Origin of the sequence: Synechococcus sp. UW106 (assembly GCF_900474015.1) — a bacterium.
Lineage (GTDB): Bacteria > Cyanobacteriota > Cyanobacteriia > PCC-6307 > Cyanobiaceae > Parasynechococcus.
In genome coordinates this window covers 52187-71446 of the sequence record NZ_UCNV01000003.1, presented here as the reverse complement: position 1 = coordinate 71446, position 19260 = coordinate 52187, and the positions used below count along the sequence as shown (strand labels likewise).

The window sequence follows — 19260 nt, the reverse complement described above, 5'->3', positions numbered from 1 at the left end:
ATATAGCTAGCATGCTCGCTCCGACAGAAGCCTTACAGATGAATGCAGACGAAAAGGAAAAGTATTCTACTATAAGAAAAAAGCTTAAATTGGTTTCAAGCATATTTCCGTCAGTTTATGATATTACTAGCAACTGCAACTTGAGCTGCGAGGGTTGCTACTACTACGAAGGGGAAGGCAATTTAAATGGAAGCAAACAGTTACCCGACGAAGAATGGGTATCATTTTTCATCGAAGAAAAGGCAAGAGGAGTCAATTTTCCTCACATTGCCGGAGGCGAGCCAAGCCTAAGACCTGCATTACTTTTGAAGGCATGGGAGACATGGAAGCAGGGCGCAATATATACCAACGGAACATTACCTGTAGAAAAAGATATTAATTTTAAAATAATTATTTCTATATGGGGAGATAAGCAAACAGACCAGTTGTTGCGAGGCAAAGACACTTGGGATACTATCTACAAACATTACGCTAATGACGCCAGGGCCTCCCTTCTCTTTACCGTCAATCGTCTAAATATTGACAGCTTTCCTGAGGTTATGCAATTTGCAGAGACTCTAGGGATTGATTTGTGCATAAGTATATACAGCCCCACCAGGAAAAGGCTAGATACACTTGAAAAAGACCCCCTCAGCGTCGACTCAACTGTACTAGAAAAACTTCAAGAATATGTCGTGAATAACAATCATAAACATCCCAGCATTCAACTCATATCTCCTATCGAGTATTTTTCTCAAGCGGCCGATCCTTCAAGTCTTTTCAATGTTGATGATGCCACCAATTGGGCAAAAAGCTGCTCACTCTTGGACAACAAAAAGTACAGACACTACTCATCAACTCAAAAGTACGATAAAAACGCTTGTTGCACTCCGTATGTCGATTGCTCTGAATGTAGAGGCTATTTAAATGTCTATACACGGATAATATCCAATACTCGTGAGTACCTTGCAAATAAAAGCTTAAAAAAACTCACTAGATTTGAGGGAATTTTAGATGCTTACTTAAACATGCACTACCCACGGCAAAGCTTGTCAAGCATTACGAACGAATACATGGCCAAGTAAGGCAATATTTTTTAGAATTTACACATAACAATCGAGCCTTAAGTCTCTTGCATAGCAATCGCGACCATGATCGGGTAGTCATAACAGGTTTTGGCGCAATCTCGCCAAATGGAAACAATACCAACGAAATTTGGAAAAATCTTTCAAATGGTCTAAGTGGCATTGACGTCACAAAAAAAATAACAAAATTTAGCTCTAGACCATGGATATGTGGCGAAATTAAATCCTTTTCGTTTGACTCCTTTTTCTCCTCCAAAGAGCTTAGGAGGCTAGATCGATACACACAACTTATTTTAATTGCCTGCGATGAAGCAATTACAATGAGCGGCTGGGACCTTCAGGCAATTGATTTGCAGAAAGTAGGCATCTTTGTTGGAACGAGTTTAGGAGCTATTGGAACCATAGAAAACACTATGGCCTCACCTCGAAAGAACATAGTATCGCCTTTGTTTACCACATCTATCATGAGCAACAGTGCATGCTGCGAAATTGGTTTAAAGTATCAAATAACGGGGCCATCGTTTGCTCCTATAGCAGCGTGTTCAACTGGTAATTACAGTATTGGGATAGGATTTAATGCCATTAAGAATAGCGATATTGACGCTGCAATCGTTGGTGCAGGAGAAGCTCCACTATCGGAAATTATTTTTCAAAGTTGTGATCGTCTCAAAGTGCTTTCTCGAAACTTTACAAATCCAGCAAAAGCGAGTTGTCCATTTTCTCGAGATAGAGATGGCTTCGTTCTTTCAGAGGGTGCTGCAATCTTAATCCTAGAAAGACTATCAACTGCATTGTTGAATAATCATCAGGTTTTTGCGGAAGTGATCGGATGTGAAATGAGTACGGACAGTTTTCATCTCACTTCACCTAATCCATCAGGTCGACCTATCGCATCTCTAATCCAAAGCTTACTGCGCAAAACAGGGGTAAATCGGGAATATATTGATTATATAAATTGTCATGGCACTTCTACTGTTCTCAATGATTTAGCCGAGACTCGCGGCATTCAACTTGCGTTTCAGGAAAGCACAAAAAGTCTCGATTTGAGTTCAACAAAGTCAATGACTGGACATTTGTTAGGAGCTTCAAGTGCACTGGAAGCTATTTTATGTGTACAATCAATTAGAAATAGCTTCATACTGCCGACAATAAATTTAAAAAATCCAGACCCCAACTGCAACCTCAACTACACGCCTAACACAGGGATTTCGAAGAATATTAACATTGCAATTTCTAATTCGTTTGGTTTTGGAGGCCACAATTCTGCACTTTGCCTTGCTAAATTCAAAGAACAATGACAACTTTTACCACTTTGATAATAAATTTATATCAACTTTCATCCCTTGACTTTGCTTGAGCAACGACAAACCCCCCTGAATTAAGGCAATTAACCAGTTCATTTGTTCGAGACCTTGATATGCATAGGCCAACAAGTTCCTCGAGGATTCCTTTTTCACTAAAGCTTGCCGCACAATCATGGCCAACATGTTGTAATGTTATACAGCTACTTCTAGATACTTCACTATTAAAAAACAACTCAGCCTGCGCTAAGTCATGGAAAGAATCTCCAAAGAATATGTATTCATTTGCATTCGAATAAGGCAAATCGTCTACACATTTATACTTCCAATTACTTATATTTTCCGCGGCTTTCAAGGTACTTAATACAAAATAATTTCTCTTTGTCTTCCTTTCGACATCTTGAATAATTTGCGACACGTAATCTGGATGCATAGAGTATTGAGGGCCAAAAGCGATGATTGTTTCGGCACCCAGAGAAGGGCCCAGTAGCAAAGCATTAGTTCCTCCCATGCTAGTTCCAAGGGCTATAGTTCTGTCAAATCTCCCAAACGAATAGAAAGTATTTTTTAGGATATCAATATTGATGCAATTCGACCAGCTCTTTTTTAGATCAGAAACAAGGAAGACACTTGAGTTCTTAATACCTATTTTATCCAACCAATCATCATTAATTTCGATGCCCTTGCCAAGTCTATGCGCAGCACCCGTGAAAAGAATTAAGCAGTCTTTACCAGTGTTTTTCATACCCTTTATAAGCATATCATTGCATTCATGCAAGGTTTTGAACTCAGTATAGTCACTAGTCTGAATAAATCTTTTAAGCTCTATAGATTCTGGAAATTGGCTAATATTTTTTTGCAAGGCAAAGGGCCTCATCAGGATAACCTAATCGCCTAAAATATTCATAACCAACAGATTTGCCAGGATGTGCCGCCAAGAGACTATCTATTGAAGACATTAATAGATATTCATTCTTTTCTTCGATATTAACGTCTACGTTTTCTACCAACAATCTAAAATCATCAGGAAATCTATTCAAACTTTTTTTAGAATTAATTGTGCCTCACCAAGCCTTCCCATTGTCCGTAAAGCTTGCACCACACAAAAGTAAGAAGCAGGTATCTCTGGATTACTCTCGAATAAATCTTCCGCATACTCCAAAGACTTATCGTATTCACCAGATGCACGGTAGACATCAGTTGCAATGGTAAGGAGTTTGACCTGGTTAGGGATCTTTTCTAATCCTGCTCGAATCTTCTCTTGTGCTTGCTCAAATCGATTGAGTGCAACTAGATCTTGTGCTGCACGTCCATATCCATTCCAGTTCTCTGGATAATGAGTGATTAAAAGTTCTGCATATTCCAGAGATTTCTCGCGATCACCAGATGCACGGTAGACATCAGTTACAATAAGAAGGAGTTTGAATTAATTGGGGTATTTTTCTAAACTTGAAGCAAGCTCTACTTTCGCTGCGGCAAGATTTTTAGAGCTTAGAAGTTCCATTGCGTTACTAATGCATAACTTCAAGTCACTCATTTGCTGGCAGGAAACTATATGTTTATTATCGCACACTCAGGCCGAGAAATCAATAAAGTGTCTTTGATAAATTCTCCAAAAAAGCTGCGATGGTACATATACATACGCCACAGCCATCAACGAGCCGCGATCAAAAGGTCAATGCATCAGGCGGATAAGCGCCATTCACTAATTCTCAAGTAAATATTGCAATTCCATTAAATTTTTCTCCTTAATCTGCAGTACTTACATACGGTATTTATGAGCGAAAAGAATCAGCCAGTTTTTTTCGATTTGGCGACAATCCACAAAGCTTGTCGAGTTGAGCCACTGCACCCACAACGGCTCCTGGGTTGTTCTGAGCCAAGCCCAGGCGCGCACTCTCCATCAGTAAGTGGATTGCCTGAGCGACAAGGTCACTGCGTTGGACGTTCGCCTTGTCGATGTCCTCCCTGATCAGGGCATAAGCCTGTTGAACAGTTCGTTGTGCTGTTCTGCGGCTGACCCCCTTGGTCTCCGCCAGGTACGCCACCACGGCAGTGCAGCTGTAGCCCTCCAAGAGCATGCAGTGAGCGACCTGAACCCGGTCAACGACCTCGACCCTCTTCGGCATCAAAGAAGCCCCCGACGAATAAGGACACGCTTGAGAGCTTGAGAGCTGCATGAATCCAGGTCCACCTCATCAAGGGCTGACCTCAAGCGAACACGGAAATCCTTCTGATCCAGCCGCTGGATCGCGTAATCCAAAACACTGATCTCTGAGCGTTCCGCCGCGACCAAAGTACCCATGGATTTGTCCTGAAATTTGTCCTGATTAGCAGGCAGAGCAATTTCAGGCTAGCGAGAACCCTCGTCTTGGAATGGTTGAGGGGGCCTTCCAGCCCCCATGAGTCATTTGGGTGATAAGGCTGACTTCACCCCATCTCCCCTAAGGGTCAGGCAGCAACAGGGGCTGCTTGACGGGAGAAACGAACGATGTTGTTCGCAGTTACGGGTTTGCTCTCACCGAGCAGGCTTCAGTCACCCTCCTCATGCCCCGTCGAAACCATTGCAGCCCCTTGAGGGGGGGAATGGAGCTGAGCGGAATCGAACCGCTGTCCGAAACACTGGTGTGGATCACCTAGTCCGACAAAGCCGGACCCTGTCATTCTGACAGGAGTGGTGGCCTGGAGCACAACGCCCTTGGGTCGAACAAACCGGATATCTGCTGTTGCAGTTCTTCCCCAGGGCCTGGAGGCTGCCGGCAGCGAAGAACTGACCGAGCTCGGGGCCCATTCCGTGAAGCCCGGCAGACGTGCCGTCAGCTTTGACGCCGACATGGCCTGCCTTTACAGGATGCACTTGCAGGCGCGGCTGCCTTTCCGGCTGTTGCGTCAAGTGGCCTGCTTCCCCTGCCAAGGCCGCGACGACCTCTACGACGGCATCCGCCAAGCCCTCAACTGGGAACGCTGGCTGCATCCCTCCATGAGCTTCCGAGTGGATGTGACCGGAACGGCACCGGGGCTGAACCACAGCCATTTCACGGCCTTGCAAGTCAAAAACGCCCTTGTGGATGCGCAACGGGATCTCTGGGGGGAACGCTCCTCCATTGATCTCGACGACCCCGACCTCTCCTTGCATCTCCACCTTGGCCGCGGAAACGCACAACTGAGCCTTGATGGCAGTGGAGGCAGCCTGCACCGCCGCGGCTACAGAGCTGCCATGGGGGTCGCACCCTTGAAGGAAAATCTGGCTGCCGGGCTGATCCGCCTGACGGGCTGGGATGGAACCAGCCCCCTGGTGGACCCCTGCTGTGGATCCGGAATTCTCCTGATCGAAGCAGCACTGGCAGCGCTGCAGCAAGCCCCTGGATTGGGGCGACGCTTTGCCCTCGAAGGTTGGGCTGATTTCCAGCCCGAACTCTGGGAGAAAGAAGTCGATCGCGCCAGGCAGCGCAGGCGGCGAGACCTCACAGTCCCCCTCCTGCTTGGAATCGAAGCGGATCCCGCCATCGCTGATCAGGCCCGCGCCAACGTGGAGGCTGCAGGCCTGAGAGGAATCATCCGCATCTCCACCAGCCCGTTTGAAGACGAAACACTGCCCGATGGTCCGGGAGTCCTGGTGTGCAATCCGCCCTATGGCCAACGCATCGGTGACGAACAGGAGCTCGATGCGCTCTACAGCGCTCTGGGGCAATTTGTACGCCGAGAAGCCTCCGGCTGGCAGCTTTGGCTGTTGAGTGGCAATCCGAAGCTCACGGGTGCACTACGGCTCAAAGCATCCCGACGGATTCCTGTGAGCAACGGCGGAATTGATTGCCGCTGGTTGCAGTACGACATTCGCTGATGTGACAACACGAACCCACGGGCCTCAGCCGTCGTAGGAGACAACGCTTCCGTTCACAGAAAATCCAGATTGGAGTCAACATTGATCGAGATATTGGCGACGGGTGACATCTGAACCAACGCGCTGTCCCAGCAGCGATAAATCTCAGAATGAATCGCTCGAGCGATGTGATCAGGGGCAGAAAAATATTTCATCAATTTGCCGCTTGAACAACGCTTGCAAGCCGCCAACTGAGAGGCATTTCGCTCGAAGCTGCAATGAACCGTGGCAACAGCAACCTGCCTGAAACGTTGGAACAGTTTTTTGACCAGAAAAGCTTGCATCATCAAATCATTTTGACGGGGCTTGAGCAGATCTTCAAAGCATCGTTCCGGCAATCTGTCGGAATCATTTGAAAGATGCTGTGCCCTTCTTTTCAGCCCCCTAGGCCAATAGGACGAATCAATCCCCCGGAGTATTTGATAAAGATCAAGATGAAGATGAAGATGAAGATGAAGATGAAGTAACAGACCAGATGGCAGGGCCGACTCACGCGATAACCGCTTCACATGACTGGCCTGAAAACAGGAATGTTGCTCTAAAGCAAGGCCGTAATCGTCTTATTCACGACCGGATCGATCCAAAACAGACCCTAGAGACTCAACTCTCAGTGCATCACCAAACAAAGGAAGATCAGATTGGACCGCTTTCTGGATGACAGAGGACTTTCCAGATCCACAGGGTCCGGCCACCAGGAAAAGAGTTGACTGTTCCCAGCCAAGCTCAAGACGCGAACCGGATTGCTGATCAGGAACAAGATCCTGCCGAAGCCTTCGCCAGAAGGGGGAGCGCAACGATCACAGAACAACAATCAAGGCAAGTTAACCCGGTATTAACCATGGGTTAACTGTCAATTGAATGGTGAAGTGATGATGACGCGTTTAACGCGCTGGGGCCGGTTCAGACCCGCCCCATCACCGCACGCACGGTTTTCATCAGGCCCTCAAGCGTCTGGGGCAAGAAAGGCCCCTTCAAAACCTGCCCACCGATGCGCAAACTGATGCCAGCCAGCACAAGATTGGCAACGGAGAGGGTCAGCAGCGCGCGGATCCAATCCAGCCCCCACTCGGCCTGAATCCAAAGCAGCAACGACGCTTCTCCCGCCAACAACGCCAGGAACATGGCGGTACCTCCGATGGCGAGGAACAAACCACCGCTGATCAATCGGCGTTTTTCCCGATCCACCTCCTGCAGAGCAATACGCACATGCAGGTCCATGACCGAAGCCGCCAGCGCCGTGACCCGGGCAGCCGCTCCAAATCCACGCGGAGAGTTTTGATCGGCCATCAGGAACGCCGTCCTCCGCGAAGCATGCTGCCCAGCAGCAAACCAACACCTAGGGCAACACCTACGGCCAGAAGCGGTCGCTGACGCACAGGCGCCTCGATCTTTGGCCGCAGCGTGCTGTTCAACTCATCCAGCAGCTGTTCCAGTTGCTCTTCCAGGGGGTCAAGACTGTCGGCCCAATCGCGGCTGCGATCACCCGCGTTATGGAGAAGATCCTCAAGCTGATCGCGCACACCTTGGGGCGTCAGGCCTGTATTCGCTTCGATCAGACGAACAAGCTCATCCACACTTCCCCGGGTCGCTTCCAGGGTGTGATGGGCCAAATCCGGCCAACGCTCTTGGATCGTTGGAAGCAGGCTGTCGAACCGCTCACGGAAGTGATGCTCGAATCTGCCGTTGGACTGCGGCGGTGTCGAGGCCATAAAGACCAGTGGCAGAAACCTCTAAAAGGGTAGGGAGACTGAAGGCTGAGGGAAAGTCTTTGCCGCGATACGCCCTACTGCGTCACACCGGAGCACCGGACGACCCCAGCGGATGCCATATCGATCTGCTGCTTGAGGATGGGGATACCTGCCGAACCTGGCGCCTCGCGACCATGCCGCGCCCGAACGCAGGGGCACAACCGGCGGTTCCCCTGCCACCACATCGGCTTGTCTGGCTGGAACCACGCAGTGCCGCCGTTTCAGGCAACCGGGGCTGGGCCGAACGGATCCATGCAGGGAGCTACAGCGGCGTGCTTCCAAACACCACGGATCCAACGGATAAAGACGTGACCCTGCAGCTCCAAGGCGACCTTCAGGGCTGCCTACGCATCGCCAAAGGACACTGCTCGTTAACGATCCCTTGAGCTTTTCGTGAGCTCCGCTAGTTTCAACCTGCTGACAGCCCCAGATCCTGTTGGTTCACATCAATCAGGTTGGGCTTACGCACTTCAAGTCGTTCGGCGGAGCGATGACAATCCCTCTTGAGGAGGGATTCACCGTTGTGACCGGACCCAACGGTTCCGGCAAGAGCAACATCCTCGACGGTGTTCTTTTCTGCCTAGGCCTTGCTACTAGTCGCGGCATGCGGGCCGACCGCTTACCGGACCTGGTCAACAGCGGCATGCTCAAGGCGGGCAAGGCCGCCGAAACCACAGTAAGTGTTCGCTTCGATCTCAGCGACTGGACACCCGATGCCGCCGAGGAAGGCCTCGAAGCTCCGGCCGAAGGCCCCTGGATTCAACCGGGGCAAACCGAGTGGACGGTGACCCGCAAGTTGCGGGTGATGCCGGGAGGCTCCTACAGCTCCAGCTACAGCGCTGACGGAGTGTCCTGCAATCTGCAGCAGCTGCAGACCCAGTTGCGACGACTGCGGATCGATCCCGAAGGGAGCAATGTGGTGATGCAGGGGGACGTCACCCGCATCGTCTCGATGAGCAACCGGGACCGCCGCGGCCTCATCGATGAGCTGGCGGGTGTTGCCCTGTTCGACACCCGGATCGAACAGACCCGCCGCAAGCTCGATGACGTGCAGGAGCGCCAAGAGCGTTGCCGGATCATTGAGCAGGAATTGCTGACCAGCCGCCAACGGTTGGAGAAGGACTGCGCCAAGGCCCGCCAGTACCAGGAGTTAAGGGAACGGCTGCAGCTGGGACGGCGCCAGGAAATGATGCTGGCCTTCGAGGCAGCCCAGCAGGCCCTGAAGGATCTGGCCACGCGCCAACAGGCTCTGGAAGCCCAGGAACAGCGGGACGCTGCGGCCATCGCCAGTGGCCGGGAGCAACTGAACAAGGCTGTGGCCGAACTGGAACTGCTGCAGGAGCAAGTCAAGGCCCTGGGAGAAGACCAACTGCTTGCGGTTCAGGCAGAACTCGCTGGCCTCGACACGAGCAGCCGCGAACTTGAACGCCAGGCCACCCTCCACCAGGACGAAGGCCAGAAACTGCAGGGACAGCGCCATGACCTCGCCACCCGTCGCCAGCAGTTGCAGCTGCAGTCGCGGGAGCTGGAGCGCGACCCCAACCAGGACGCCCTGAACGCTGCTGAAGACAACTGCAAAGCCGCTGAGGCGTCGGTTGAGATGTCCCGCCGCCGACTGGCGGATGTTGCCGGCCGCTCCGGCGCCTGGGTGGAGGAACAAAAGCGCCGCAGTGGCCGCCGTCAGGAATTACAGAGCAGCGTCGCTCCCTTGCTGGAGGAGCAACAGCAGTTGCAGGAACGGCTGCGTCAGGAACGGGAACGCCTCGAGGAGCTCACCCAGGAACAGCAGCAGGACGGCTCCGACGGTGCCGCCGTGCAGCAGCAGCTCGAGACCCTGGAGGAGACCTGGCAAACCCTTCTTCAAGCCATTGCCGATGGCAAACAGGAGCTCCAGCAAACGGCCGACTCCCTGGCCATCCAACAGCGCACGCGCAGCCGGCTTGAACAGGAACAAACCCGTTTGGAACGGGAAATCGCTCGTCTGGAGAGCCGTCGTGATGCCCTTCAGGAAAGCCGCGGCACCGGTGCCCTTCGCCTGCTGCTGGAGGCCGGCCTCGATGGCATCCATGGCCCTGTGGCCCAGCTGGGGGAGGTGGAGGATCGCCATCGCCTTGCCCTTGAAGTGGCGGCTGGGGCCCGTCTCGGCCAGGTAGTTGTCGACGACGACCGCATCGCTGCCCGCGCCATCGAGCTGCTCAAGAGCCGCCGTGCCGGCCGGCTTACCTTCCTGCCCCTGAACAAGATCCGCTCACCCGGGGGGGGCAGCTCAGCCGCCTTTGCCCGGGGGGCACGCCCAGGAGGGGACAGCGGCACTGGACTAATCGGTCGAGCTGTGGAACTAGTGCGCTTCGAGCCTGTTTATGACCAAGTGTTCGCTTACGTCTTCGGCGACACCCAGGTGTTCTCCGACTTGGCCAGCGCCCGCCAACAATTGGGCCGCTCCAGGGCTGTGACCCTGGATGGCGAGCTGCTGGAGAAAAGCGGCGCCATGACTGGCGGCAGCTTCTCCCAGCGCAGCAGCAGCCTCAGTTTCGGTCGCAGCAGTGATCAGGACGAAGCCGAGCCCTTGCGTCGTCGCTTGCTGGAACTAGGTGAATCCCTGGTGGCCTGTCGGCGGGAGGAGTCGAAGTTGGCGCAACTGATGGAGCAGCAGAAACCCCAGCTGCGCCAGCTCGAGCAGCAACAAGCCGCTCTGATCGCCGAGCGCAATGCGGCCCGGCGGAACCACGGCCCCCTGCTCGAGCGCAGCCGCCAGCGGGCCGAACGGCTCAGCAAACTGCAGCAAGACCAGACGGAACAACAGCAGCGACTCGAAGCGATCAGCCATGAGCTCGCCCCCCTGACAGTGGAGCTCCAAGCCCTTGATGAGGCGGAGCGGAACAGCGGCAGCAATGACGATGCCGCGGCCTGGGCCCAACTGCAGAAGGAGCAGGAAAGCGCAGACCAAAGGCTGGAGACGGCCCGCAGCGAGCGGGACCAGCTGCTGAACGCCCGCCGCGAGCGACAGCTGGCGATCGAACGGCTGGGGGATCAGGAGAAGGCACTGGCCGCAGAGGAGGCACGGCTGCAGGAGGCTGTGAAGGCCCTAGCCAGCGCCCATGCCGCCTGGCGCCAGCAGCAGAGCGACCTCCAGCAGAAGCGTCAACAACTAGAGCAGCAGCAGAGCGACCTGCAGGAACGATTTGGCAGCCAGCGCCGGGCCAGGGATGCCGCGGAAGCCGAGGTGGGCCGGCAGCGTCAGGCCCTGCAGCAGGCCGAGTGGAATCTGGAACGGCTCAAGGAAGACCGGGAAGGGTTAATCGAAGAGCAGCGCAGCGGTTCGGTGCGCCTCCAGGAGATGGAACAGGCCCTGCCGGACCCCAGGCCTGAGATCCCCGAGGCCTTGCGACTGTCTGGCCTGGAGGCCTTACAAGCCGATCTGCAGGCCATCCAGCAACGCATGGAAGCGCTGGAGCCCGTCAACATGCTGGCGCTGGAAGAACTTGAGGCCCTCGAACAGAGGCTCCACGAACTGAACGAGCGGCTCGATGTGCTCAACAGCGAGCGTGAAGAGCTGCTGTTGCGGATCGAAACAGTGGCCACCCTGCGTCAAGACGCCTTCATGGAAGCTTTCACCGCCGTGGATGGCCATTTCCGCGAGATCTTTGCCTCGCTCTCTGATGGTGATGGCCACCTGCAACTGGAGAACCCGGACGAACCTCTGGAAGGTGGTCTCACCCTGGTGGCGCATCCCAAGGGCAAGACCGTACGGCGCCTGGCCTCGATGTCAGGTGGTGAGAAATCGCTCACCGCTCTGAGCTTCCTGTTTGCCCTGCAGCGCTTCCGGCCGTCGCCCTTCTATGCCCTGGATGAGGTGGACAGCTTCCTCGACGGCGTCAATGTGGAGCGCCTTGCCGCCCTGATCGCCCGTCAGGCCGAGGCGGCACAGTTCATGGTGGTCAGCCATCGCCGCCCGATGATCGGCGCGGCCCAGCGCACCATCGGCGTGACACAGGCCCGCGGCGCCCATACCCAGGTGGTGGGTTTGCCGGATGCCGCCTGAACGATCGGCGTTTTCGCTGTGCAACCTGAACGTGACAGTCGGAACCCCTGCGCCACAATGGCCTGACTGTCCATGGCCGAGGGCCCGCGCTTGACCCCGACCCCTTCCCCGACTGAAGCCATCACGACTGGCGTACCCAGCGATCGCCTCTGGTTGCGCTCCGAACTGATGGGCACCCAAGTGATCACCCGCGACACCGGCCGCCGCCTGGGGGTGGTCGGTGAAGTGATCGTGGATATCGACCGCCGTGAAGTGGTCGCCGTCGGTCTGCGGGACAATCCGCTGACCCGTTTTCTGCCTGGTCTGCCGCGCTGGATGCCGCTGGACCGGATCCGTCAGGTGGGAGACGTGATCCTGGTGGATTCCGCCGATTCCCTTAGTGAGAACTTCAATCCCGAGCGATACAGCCGGGTCATTAACTGCCAGGTGATCACAGAATCCGGTGAGCAGCTGGGTCGGGTGCTCGGCTTCGCCTTCGACATCGAAACCGGAGAACTGACCACCCTGGTGATGGGAGCCCTCGGCGTGCCCCTACTGGGGGAAGGAGTGCTGAGCACCTGGGAAATGCCGGTGGAGGAGATCGTCAGCAGTGGTCCGGATCGGATCATTGTTTACGAAGGGGCCGAAGACAAGCTGAAACAGCTGAACAGCGGTGTGCTGGAGAAACTTGGGGTTGGAGGTCCCAGCTGGGAAGAGCAGGAGCGGGAGCGTTACCGGGTCAATTTGGTGCCCGTGGAAAACCAGCTCACCTCTGGACAACCTCAGGAACAGGAACAACGGCGCCTCCAGGCCTCAGAAGCTGAGCGGCTTGATGCTGATGCGGAACTCGAATACGTGGAACTGGAGGATCGGCGGCAGGAGGCCAGGCAGCAACGCCGTTACCTCGATGAGCCCCAGCGGTATGACGAGCGGCGCTACGAGGAACGTCCCCGCTACGACGACCGGGACAACGTCAGAGACGACCGATCCACTGAACGACCGCGGTCCTACGAGCAGCAGCAACCCCCCGCCTACGACGAACGAGCCCCTTACGAGGAGCAGCCTGCTTATCAGGAGCAACCGGCCTATCAGGAAGAGCCGGCCTATCAGGAACAGCCGCCGAGGCGCGCCATGCCAGCCTCCCGCCGTGCTGTTCAGCAGTCCGGTGAACCCCTGGATGTGGAACCGATGGAAGACTCAGCTCCTCAGCGAAGGAACCAGAATCTAGACGACCCCTGGTGAACGAGCCTGAGCGCGGGGAGGCGATCAGGCCGACTTGAAGTCCAGAGATGCGCTGTTGACGCAGTAGCGCTGGCCCGTCGGGGCGGGGCCATCAGCAAAGACATGCCCCAGATGGGCATCACAGCGGGCGCAATTAATTTCGGTGCGCACCATTCCGTGGGTCAGATCCTGTTTGGTGGTGATCGCATCGGAACTCACACCGTCCCAGAAACTCGGCCAGCCGGTGCCCGAGTCAAATTTGGCGTCAGAACTGAACAACGGCGATCCACAGCAGATGCAGTGATACATCCCGGTGGCCTTGTTGTTCCAATAAGCACCGGTGAAAGCACGCTCAGTACCGCCGCAACGAGCCACCTGAAACTGTTCCGGCGTCAGGGATTGCTTCCACTCCTCTGCACTGCGTTCGACCGGATTGGACGGGGTCATGGTCGTCGGATTTAGCAGCCTCTCCAGCCTAGGAAGAGCTGAGCTCGCGGGGGAGCAATGCCCTCACCTCTGCAGCCAGGGCAGCCACCGCCCCTGGATCCCCCCGCAACGCCTGGAGATCCTGCCGCTGGCCCTCCAGCCGCTCGGGAGCATTCAGCCAGTCGCATGCTTCCAGCGCGATCTGCTCCGGCGTGATTGCCCCCACCCTCTCCGGAACCACGGCGCGGCCAGCACTGATGTTGGGCCAGGCCATCAGACCGTTGTTGCGCAGACGCCAAAGAGTCAGCAAGACCCCAATCAGACGCCGCAAGCCCGGCAAGCGCGCCAGCAGCCCCAGCCCACCATCCCAGGCCTGCATCACCTCAAGGTGCTGGGTGGGAACAATCACGATCATCGGCACAGCAAGTGCTCCAAGCTCGGCCGTGTTGGCACCAACGGTGGTCAGGGCCAGGGCGCACTGGCTCAAGGCCCCGTGGGCCGGATGCTGCTGCAACAGACGAATCCGCGTCCCCGCCGCCGTCACCAACTCGGTGACCAACTCCTCTTGGTCAACCGACGCAACGGAAGCGCTGTAACGGGCAGCGATCGGATTGGATCCACCGGCAAAACGGAGCAACTCCGCCACGCTTGTGGTTGGAGCCAACGGCAACAAAAAGCGGCATTCGGGTTGCAATCGAGCCAGGCGGTCGGCGGTATCGAGCAGAAATGGCATACCCACGCACAGCTTGGCCGGCTTGGAGCCCGGCAGCAGGGCCACCCACTGGCCTTCAGGCAGGGGATCCTCCCGACGGGCGAAGGATGACAAATCCGCCATCAGATCCCCAACCACACGGCATCGGGACTGATAACGAACCGGAAGCTGGCGCTGAACCGCCTCCGACATGGCCGCGATCCGGTCGTTCCAGCCCGGCCAGCGCGCCACCCATTCGGCATAGGTGATGTGGCGATACCCAAGTCGGGCCGAGAGCAGAACTGTCCAGAACTGATCCCCTCCCAGGAACACCACCACACCCCGCTGGGGCCAGGGGCCGTACCGCTGCGGGCGCAACAACAGCGACCAGAAACACCGTGCCGGCACGATGCGCTCAAACAATCCCCAGGGCTCTGCCGCCATGGGCTCCTGCCCGGTGGCATTGGGACAGGGAACCAGGACCAAATGCAAGGACGCCGCGGCCTTCGCGGACCGTGGACGAAGGCGGAGGCTGGCATGCAGACGTTCCGCAAGTGGGCGGACCCATGTGGTCAGCTCACCGGGACCGTTTGAAACAAGAACGACGGCCGGTCCAGGTTCTGCTGCGCGGGGACGGGCCAAGAGAAAAAGTGCGGATGGCGAGACTTGAACTCGCAAGGCCGAAGCCACACGCCCCTCAAACGTGCGTGTCTACCAATTCCACCACATCCGCGTGGTCGACCTCACCGCTCGGGCGCTGTCGACGTCAGATCATACCGGGGCGGGTCTTTGCTTTCGGCTTGATCGGTCGGCGCTGATACGATCCGGCGTCAGGCCTGAAGATGCTGCGGGATGCCCATCGGCAAAGTGCTGATCGCCAACCGCGGCGAGATTGCTCTCCGAATCATTCGGAGTTGCCGCGAGCTCGGCATCGCCACCGTGGCGGTTTACAGCTCGGTCGACAAAGACGCACTCCACGTTCAGCTCGCGGATGAAGCGGTGTGTGTGGGCGAGGCGCTGAGCAGCAAGAGCTACCTCAACATCCCCAACATCCTGGCGGCGGCCACCTCCCGCGGCGCTGACGCCATCCATCCCGGCTACGGCTTTCTGGCCGAGAACGACAAGTTTGCCGAGATGTGCCGTGATCACGGCCTCACCTTCGTGGGACCGTCACCCCACGCGATTCGCTCGATGGGGGATAAGTCGACCGCCAAAACGACGATGCAATCGGTGGGTGTCCCCACGGTTCCTGGCAGCGAAGGTCTGCTCAGCAGCACGAACCAGGCGGCGGCCCTTGCCGAGGAGATGGGCTACCCCGTGATGATCAAGGCCACCGCCGGCGGTGGCGGACGCGGCATGCGGCTCGTGCCGGACGCCAGTCAGCTGGAAAGCCTTTACAAGGCGGCCCAAGGCGAAGCGGAAGCCGCCTTTGGCAACCCTGGGCTCTACATGGAGAAATTCATCGACCGGCCCCGCCACGTGGAAGTGCAGGTGCTGGCCGACCGCCACGGCAATGTGGTGCACCTGGGAGAACGCGACTGTTCGATTCAGCGTCGTCACCAGAAACTGCTGGAGGAGGCCCCCAGCCCGGCCCTGGATCCAGAACTGCGGCTGCGCATGGGTGAAGCCGCAGTTGCTGCCGCCCGCAGCATTAATTACGAGGGCGCTGGAACGGTGGAATTCCTGCTTGATCGAAGCGGAGGTTTCTACTTCATGGAGATGAACACCCGCATCCAAGTGGAGCATCCGGTGACCGAAATGGTCACGGGTGTTGATCTGATTGCCGAGCAGTTGCGCATCGCCGGTGGTGAACCCATCAGCGTGCGCCAGGACGAGATCCAGCTCACCGGCCATGCGATCGAATGCCGGATCAACGCGGAGGATGCACGCCATAACTTCCGCCCCGCCCCGGGACGAATCACAGGATGGCTGCCCCCCGGGGGACCAGGAGTGCGCGTCGACAGCCACGTTTATACCGGCTACGACATCCCGCCCTTCTACGACTCCTTGATCGGCAAGCTGATCGTCTGGGGCAAAGACCGCGACCACGCCATGACCCGGATGAAACGGGCCCTAAATGAATGTGCCGTCACCGGAATCCCGACAACGGTGGAATTTCATCTCGAAATGCTGGATCGGCCGGAATTCATCAACGGCGACATCCACACCAAGTTCGTCGAGCAGGAGATGCTCCCCTGAACTCAGGCTGCCGCCTGAGCGTGCATCAGAATTTGGGACAGAAGCCCCTGCTGACCAACGAGCAACTCACGCACGAGGCTGATCAATCCAACCCAGATCACTGGGGTGACATCGACCCCACCAATCGGGGAGATCACACGGCGGCTGAGCGCCAGCACAGGCTCCGTCGGCCAGGCCACCACGGGCCAAGCGCCGTGGCTCAGGTCAACCTGGGGGTACCAAGTGAGCACGATGCGAAGCAGGAACGCCAGGGTCCAGGCTGCCAACAGCAGACCAAGGAGAAGATGAACAACTGGCAGGACCTGCAGCAGCAGCGGCGTCACAAAGCTCAAAGCAAATCGCCCCGTCATCGTAGAAAGCCGACATCGCTCCTTAGGATCAGCGCGGCTTTGATGCAGACAGCAGCAACCCCATGACCCCCTCCCTCTCCAACTTCCTGAGCAGCCTCGTTTGGGGAGGTGTGATCGTTGTTGTTCCCGCCACCATCGCGCTGATCCTGCTGAGCCAGACCGACCGTCTCGACCGCAAGCTCTGACCTGCCCCTGGCGCCCCTCGTAGACTGAGCCCCTAGCGGGATCAGAGTTTTGGTTAACGCCAGTCTCAACTGGGCCAGCATCGTCGGCATCGTGTTGGCCGTCGGCGGAGCTCTGCTCTATTTCATGCGGACGTTCAAACCAGCCCTGGCTCGGGACTACGACGTCTTCTTCGCGGCGATTGGACTGCTTTGCGGAGGCATCCTCTTTTTCCAGGGATGGCGTCTTGACCCGATTTTGCAGTTCGGCCAATTCCTCCTAGCGGGTACCACCGTTTTCTTCGCTTACGAAAGCGTGCGCTTGCGCGGCGTCGCCACAGAGCAAGCTCGGCGTTCCGCCTATTTCGATGACGAGCCCGCCCCTGCTCGCGGAGATGGTCCTGGTGGACTGCGCGGGGGCTGGGATGACGGCTACGACCGTTTCGATGAACCCCAGCCGGTGCGGCGGCGTTTCTCCGGCCGCGACGACGACTCTGAAGAGCGACCTGAAGAGGAGTTCTACCGGCCACGCCGCACCAGCCGCGCCGCGATCCCTGAAGAGGCAGCCAGCCGTCGCTCCATGGGTCGCAACCAAACGGATTCCGGCTGGGAGCAAGACAGTGAACGCTCCCGCCGCATGGCCCGCTTCCGGGCCGGAGAAGCCCGTGATGAGCAACGCCCCGATTTTGGATCCAGACGATCGGAGCGGGACGATCAACGCCGCGGCAGCCGTCCTACGGGCCGCTCTGAACGTCCTGCCGGCGAACCCGCCCCGTCCGACGCAGAGGATGCTGCCTTCAGTCCCAGCCGCAGCGCATCACTGAACCGGGGACGTCCTGGGGCCAACCCGGTTGCGACAACAGAGTCGAGGCGTTCTGCTGAACCGCCGCTGGCCTCGAACCGCCCGACCAGTAGCCGTCAACCCCCCCGCAGCTCAAGGCCGTCTTCCGGCAGCCCTCGGGACAACAGCTCCCGCTTTGACGACTGAGCCACTTGCGTCGCCCGCTGCTCCTTCTCCTGGCCAGCCTGGCGCTGATGGGCTGCAACGGTCGCCAAGAACGGGCCGGTGGAGCCCTGTTCAGCAGCAGTCAGCAGGCACCCGCCCTGAGTGGCAGTGGTGAATGGTTGGCGGTCGTGAGCGATCGCCGCGGCAGACCCACGGTGCAGCTGCGACGCCTCAGCGACGGATCAGTGGTGTCCGTTCCGCAGCTGAGCCGTCATCAGCCCCACAGCTCCCCCTCCCTCAGCTGGAACGCTCGCTACCTGGCCGTCATCACCCAGCGTGGTCGCCGCAGACTCGCGGTGGTGACCGACCGCCTGAATGGACGAATGCATCCCCTGCCGCTACCGGGGGGACGGGATCCAGTGCTGCTCAGCCTGGCGCCAGATGCACAGCAAATCGCCCTCCAGGTAACAGATCAGGGCAGGTGGCGAGTGGAACTGCTGGATCTGAGTGAAGTACTCGAACCAGACCGTCCACCGGGCCAGCGCCTCTCCACGCCAACGCTGTCGTCAGAGCCATGATCCGCGTTGCTTTGATCTGCAGCCTGGTGCTGATGACGGGCTGCAGCAGTCCCAGGCCCACACCCCGGCCCGATCTCAACGGCTTGCTGCGCCAGTCGGTGAACAGTCGCCGGGATCCATCCCTGGGGGGACGCTGGTTAGCCAGCCTTGGCCAACGCAATGGGCGGGAACGGGTCGAACTGATCGACCTTCGCAACCGCAGCCCCGTCCCGCTGCCAGGCCTCAACCGTGCAGAGGCCCAACCCATCAGCGTCAGCGTCAGTGCGGATGGGCAGCGCTTGGCTGTCGTCCAGCAACGAGATGGCCACACGGAACTGGTGCTCTATCGCCGCAACGTGGGCGCAACACAACGGCTGCCTCTGGATCCACCGGGCGTGCCCCGCAGTGTCAGCCTGGACGGTGAAGGCCGGCGTCTGGCGGTGCAGGTGAGCCGAAACGGACGCTGGGATGTGGATCTGATTCGTCTGCCCTGATCAGGGCAGCAACCCCGCCCAGTGCAGAAAGGTGTCGCGGCTGAGGGCCTCGATCAAGAGCACCGCGACAAAACCCACCATGGCGAAACGGCCGTTCACGCGCTCGGCATACCCACTCCAACCGAATGCCGGTACATCGTTGGTGGTGGCGGACGTCTCCGGAACAGACGTGGAGTCAGGGGTCTCGCTTGTGGAGGTCAT

The 19260-nt window shown here is 57.2% G+C and carries 21 protein-coding genes and 1 tRNA gene; 11 read left to right on the top strand and 11 right to left on the bottom strand.

The features are described 5' to 3' along the window. Positions 1-11: 11 nt before the first annotated feature. Together DXY30_RS01685 and DXY30_RS01680 are read left to right on the top strand one after the other, a co-directional pair. Positions 12-1064 carry a hypothetical protein gene (locus DXY30_RS01685; RefSeq protein ID WP_115093115.1) on the top strand — a complete coding sequence of 351 codons (1053 nt, stop codon included), beginning with the start codon at positions 12-14 and terminating at the stop codon, positions 1062-1064. Between the two features lie 47 nt (positions 1065-1111). Next, positions 1112-2362: a beta-ketoacyl synthase gene (locus DXY30_RS01680; protein ID WP_170951091.1), complete on the top strand. Its 1251-nt coding sequence runs from the start codon at positions 1112-1114 to the stop codon at positions 2360-2362. A gap of 31 nt (positions 2363-2393) precedes the next feature. On the opposite strand, the gene DXY30_RS01675 is transcribed toward DXY30_RS01680, so the two are convergent. From DXY30_RS01675 to DXY30_RS13845, 3 genes are all read right to left on the bottom strand, one after another. Next, the gene (locus tag DXY30_RS01675; protein ID WP_115093113.1) at positions 2394-3242 is read right to left on the bottom strand and encodes a hypothetical protein; all 849 of its coding nucleotides are present in this window, start codon (positions 3240-3242) and stop codon (positions 2394-2396) included. Positions 3243-4140: 898 nt separating this feature from the next. Further along, positions 4141-4494, bottom strand: coding sequence for a hypothetical protein (locus DXY30_RS01670; protein ID WP_244281206.1), 354 nt, complete (start codon positions 4492-4494; stop codon positions 4141-4143). Beyond that, positions 4494-4670 carry a hypothetical protein gene (locus DXY30_RS13845; RefSeq protein WP_170951085.1) on the bottom strand — a complete coding sequence of 59 codons (177 nt, stop codon included), beginning with the start codon at positions 4668-4670 and terminating at the stop codon, positions 4494-4496. Before DXY30_RS13845 ends, DXY30_RS01670 begins: the two co-directional genes overlap by 1 nt. Before the next feature lie 393 nt (positions 4671-5063). Here DXY30_RS13845 and DXY30_RS01660 point away from each other — a divergent pair, with 393 nt between their 5' ends. Next, positions 5064-6206 (top strand): class I SAM-dependent RNA methyltransferase, encoded by a 1143-nt coding sequence (locus tag DXY30_RS01660; protein WP_115093292.1) that lies wholly within the window; start codon positions 5064-5066, stop codon positions 6204-6206. A gap of 53 nt (positions 6207-6259) precedes the next feature. On the opposite strand, the gene DXY30_RS01655 is transcribed toward DXY30_RS01660, so the two are convergent. The 3 genes from DXY30_RS01655 to DXY30_RS01640 form a co-directional block, all read right to left on the bottom strand. Then, entirely contained in the window at positions 6260-6754 is a 495-nt protein-coding gene (locus tag DXY30_RS01655) for a hypothetical protein (protein ID WP_137006762.1), read from the bottom strand. Between the two features lie 391 nt (positions 6755-7145). Then, on the bottom strand, positions 7146-7532 hold the full coding sequence (locus DXY30_RS01645) for a phage holin family protein (RefSeq protein ID WP_115093109.1): 387 nt from the start codon (positions 7530-7532) through the stop codon (positions 7146-7148). Beyond that, positions 7532-7954 carry a YqjD family protein gene (locus tag DXY30_RS01640; protein ID WP_115093108.1) on the bottom strand — a complete coding sequence of 141 codons (423 nt, stop codon included), beginning with the start codon at positions 7952-7954 and terminating at the stop codon, positions 7532-7534. The genes DXY30_RS01645 and DXY30_RS01640 overlap by 1 nt, the downstream gene beginning before the upstream one ends. Positions 7955-8013: 59 nt before the next feature. Between DXY30_RS01640 and DXY30_RS01635 the strand changes: the two genes are divergently transcribed. From DXY30_RS01635 to DXY30_RS01625, 3 genes are all read left to right on the top strand, one after another. After that, positions 8014-8379: a hypothetical protein gene (locus tag DXY30_RS01635; RefSeq protein WP_115093107.1), complete on the top strand. Its 366-nt coding sequence runs from the start codon at positions 8014-8016 to the stop codon at positions 8377-8379. 50 nt (positions 8380-8429) lie between these two features. Continuing rightward, the gene (gene smc / locus DXY30_RS01630) at positions 8430-12035 is read left to right on the top strand and encodes a chromosome segregation protein SMC (RefSeq protein WP_115093106.1); all 3606 of its coding nucleotides are present in this window, start codon (positions 8430-8432) and stop codon (positions 12033-12035) included. Between the two features lie 90 nt (positions 12036-12125). Then, positions 12126-13256, top strand: coding sequence for a PRC-barrel domain-containing protein (locus tag DXY30_RS01625; RefSeq protein WP_371638545.1), 1131 nt, complete (start codon positions 12126-12128; stop codon positions 13254-13256). A gap of 24 nt (positions 13257-13280) precedes the next feature. Here DXY30_RS01625 and msrB read toward each other — a convergent pair whose 3' ends face one another. The 3 genes from msrB to DXY30_RS01610 form a co-directional block, all read right to left on the bottom strand. Beyond that, a complete protein-coding gene (gene msrB, locus DXY30_RS01620) occupies positions 13281-13682 on the bottom strand; it encodes a peptide-methionine (R)-S-oxide reductase MsrB (protein ID WP_115022496.1) in 402 nt (133 codons plus the stop codon). A gap of 28 nt (positions 13683-13710) precedes the next feature. After that, entirely contained in the window at positions 13711-14994 is a 1284-nt protein-coding gene (locus tag DXY30_RS01615; protein ID WP_115093104.1) for a glycosyl transferase, read from the bottom strand. A 9-nt stretch (positions 14995-15003) separates the two neighbouring features. Further along, a tRNA-Leu gene (locus DXY30_RS01610) sits at positions 15004-15085 on the bottom strand. Between the two features lie 119 nt (positions 15086-15204). Here DXY30_RS01610 and accC point away from each other — a divergent pair. After that, on the top strand, positions 15205-16551 hold the full coding sequence (gene accC, locus DXY30_RS01605; RefSeq protein WP_115093103.1) for an acetyl-CoA carboxylase biotin carboxylase subunit: 1347 nt from the start codon (positions 15205-15207) through the stop codon (positions 16549-16551). A 2-nt stretch (positions 16552-16553) separates the two neighbouring features. On the opposite strand, the gene DXY30_RS01600 is transcribed toward accC, so the two are convergent. Then, complete coding sequence (locus tag DXY30_RS01600; protein WP_244281204.1) at positions 16554-16901, bottom strand: YggT family protein; 348 nt, start codon at positions 16899-16901, stop codon at positions 16554-16556. A 62-nt stretch (positions 16902-16963) separates the two neighbouring features. On the opposite strand from DXY30_RS01600, the gene psbX reads away from it, so the two are divergent. From psbX to DXY30_RS01580, 4 genes are read left to right on the top strand one after another with little or no spacing between them, the layout of a single operon-like run. After that, positions 16964-17086 carry a photosystem II reaction center X protein gene (psbX, locus tag DXY30_RS01595; RefSeq protein WP_115022502.1) on the top strand — a complete coding sequence of 41 codons (123 nt, stop codon included), beginning with the start codon at positions 16964-16966 and terminating at the stop codon, positions 17084-17086. 49 nt (positions 17087-17135) lie between these two features. Next, complete coding sequence (locus DXY30_RS01590) at positions 17136-18050, top strand: Ycf66 family protein (protein ID WP_115093102.1); 915 nt, start codon at positions 17136-17138, stop codon at positions 18048-18050. A gap of 5 nt (positions 18051-18055) precedes the next feature. Beyond that, positions 18056-18586 (top strand): hypothetical protein, encoded by a 531-nt coding sequence (locus tag DXY30_RS01585; protein ID WP_115093101.1) that lies wholly within the window; start codon positions 18056-18058, stop codon positions 18584-18586. Further along, positions 18583-19059 carry a hypothetical protein gene (locus DXY30_RS01580; RefSeq protein WP_115093100.1) on the top strand — a complete coding sequence of 159 codons (477 nt, stop codon included), beginning with the start codon at positions 18583-18585 and terminating at the stop codon, positions 19057-19059. The genes DXY30_RS01585 and DXY30_RS01580 overlap by 4 nt, the downstream gene beginning before the upstream one ends. Here DXY30_RS01580 and DXY30_RS01575 read toward each other — a convergent pair whose 3' ends face one another. Next, complete coding sequence (locus tag DXY30_RS01575; protein ID WP_115022509.1) at positions 19060-19260, bottom strand: chlorophyll a/b-binding protein; 201 nt, start codon at positions 19258-19260, stop codon at positions 19060-19062.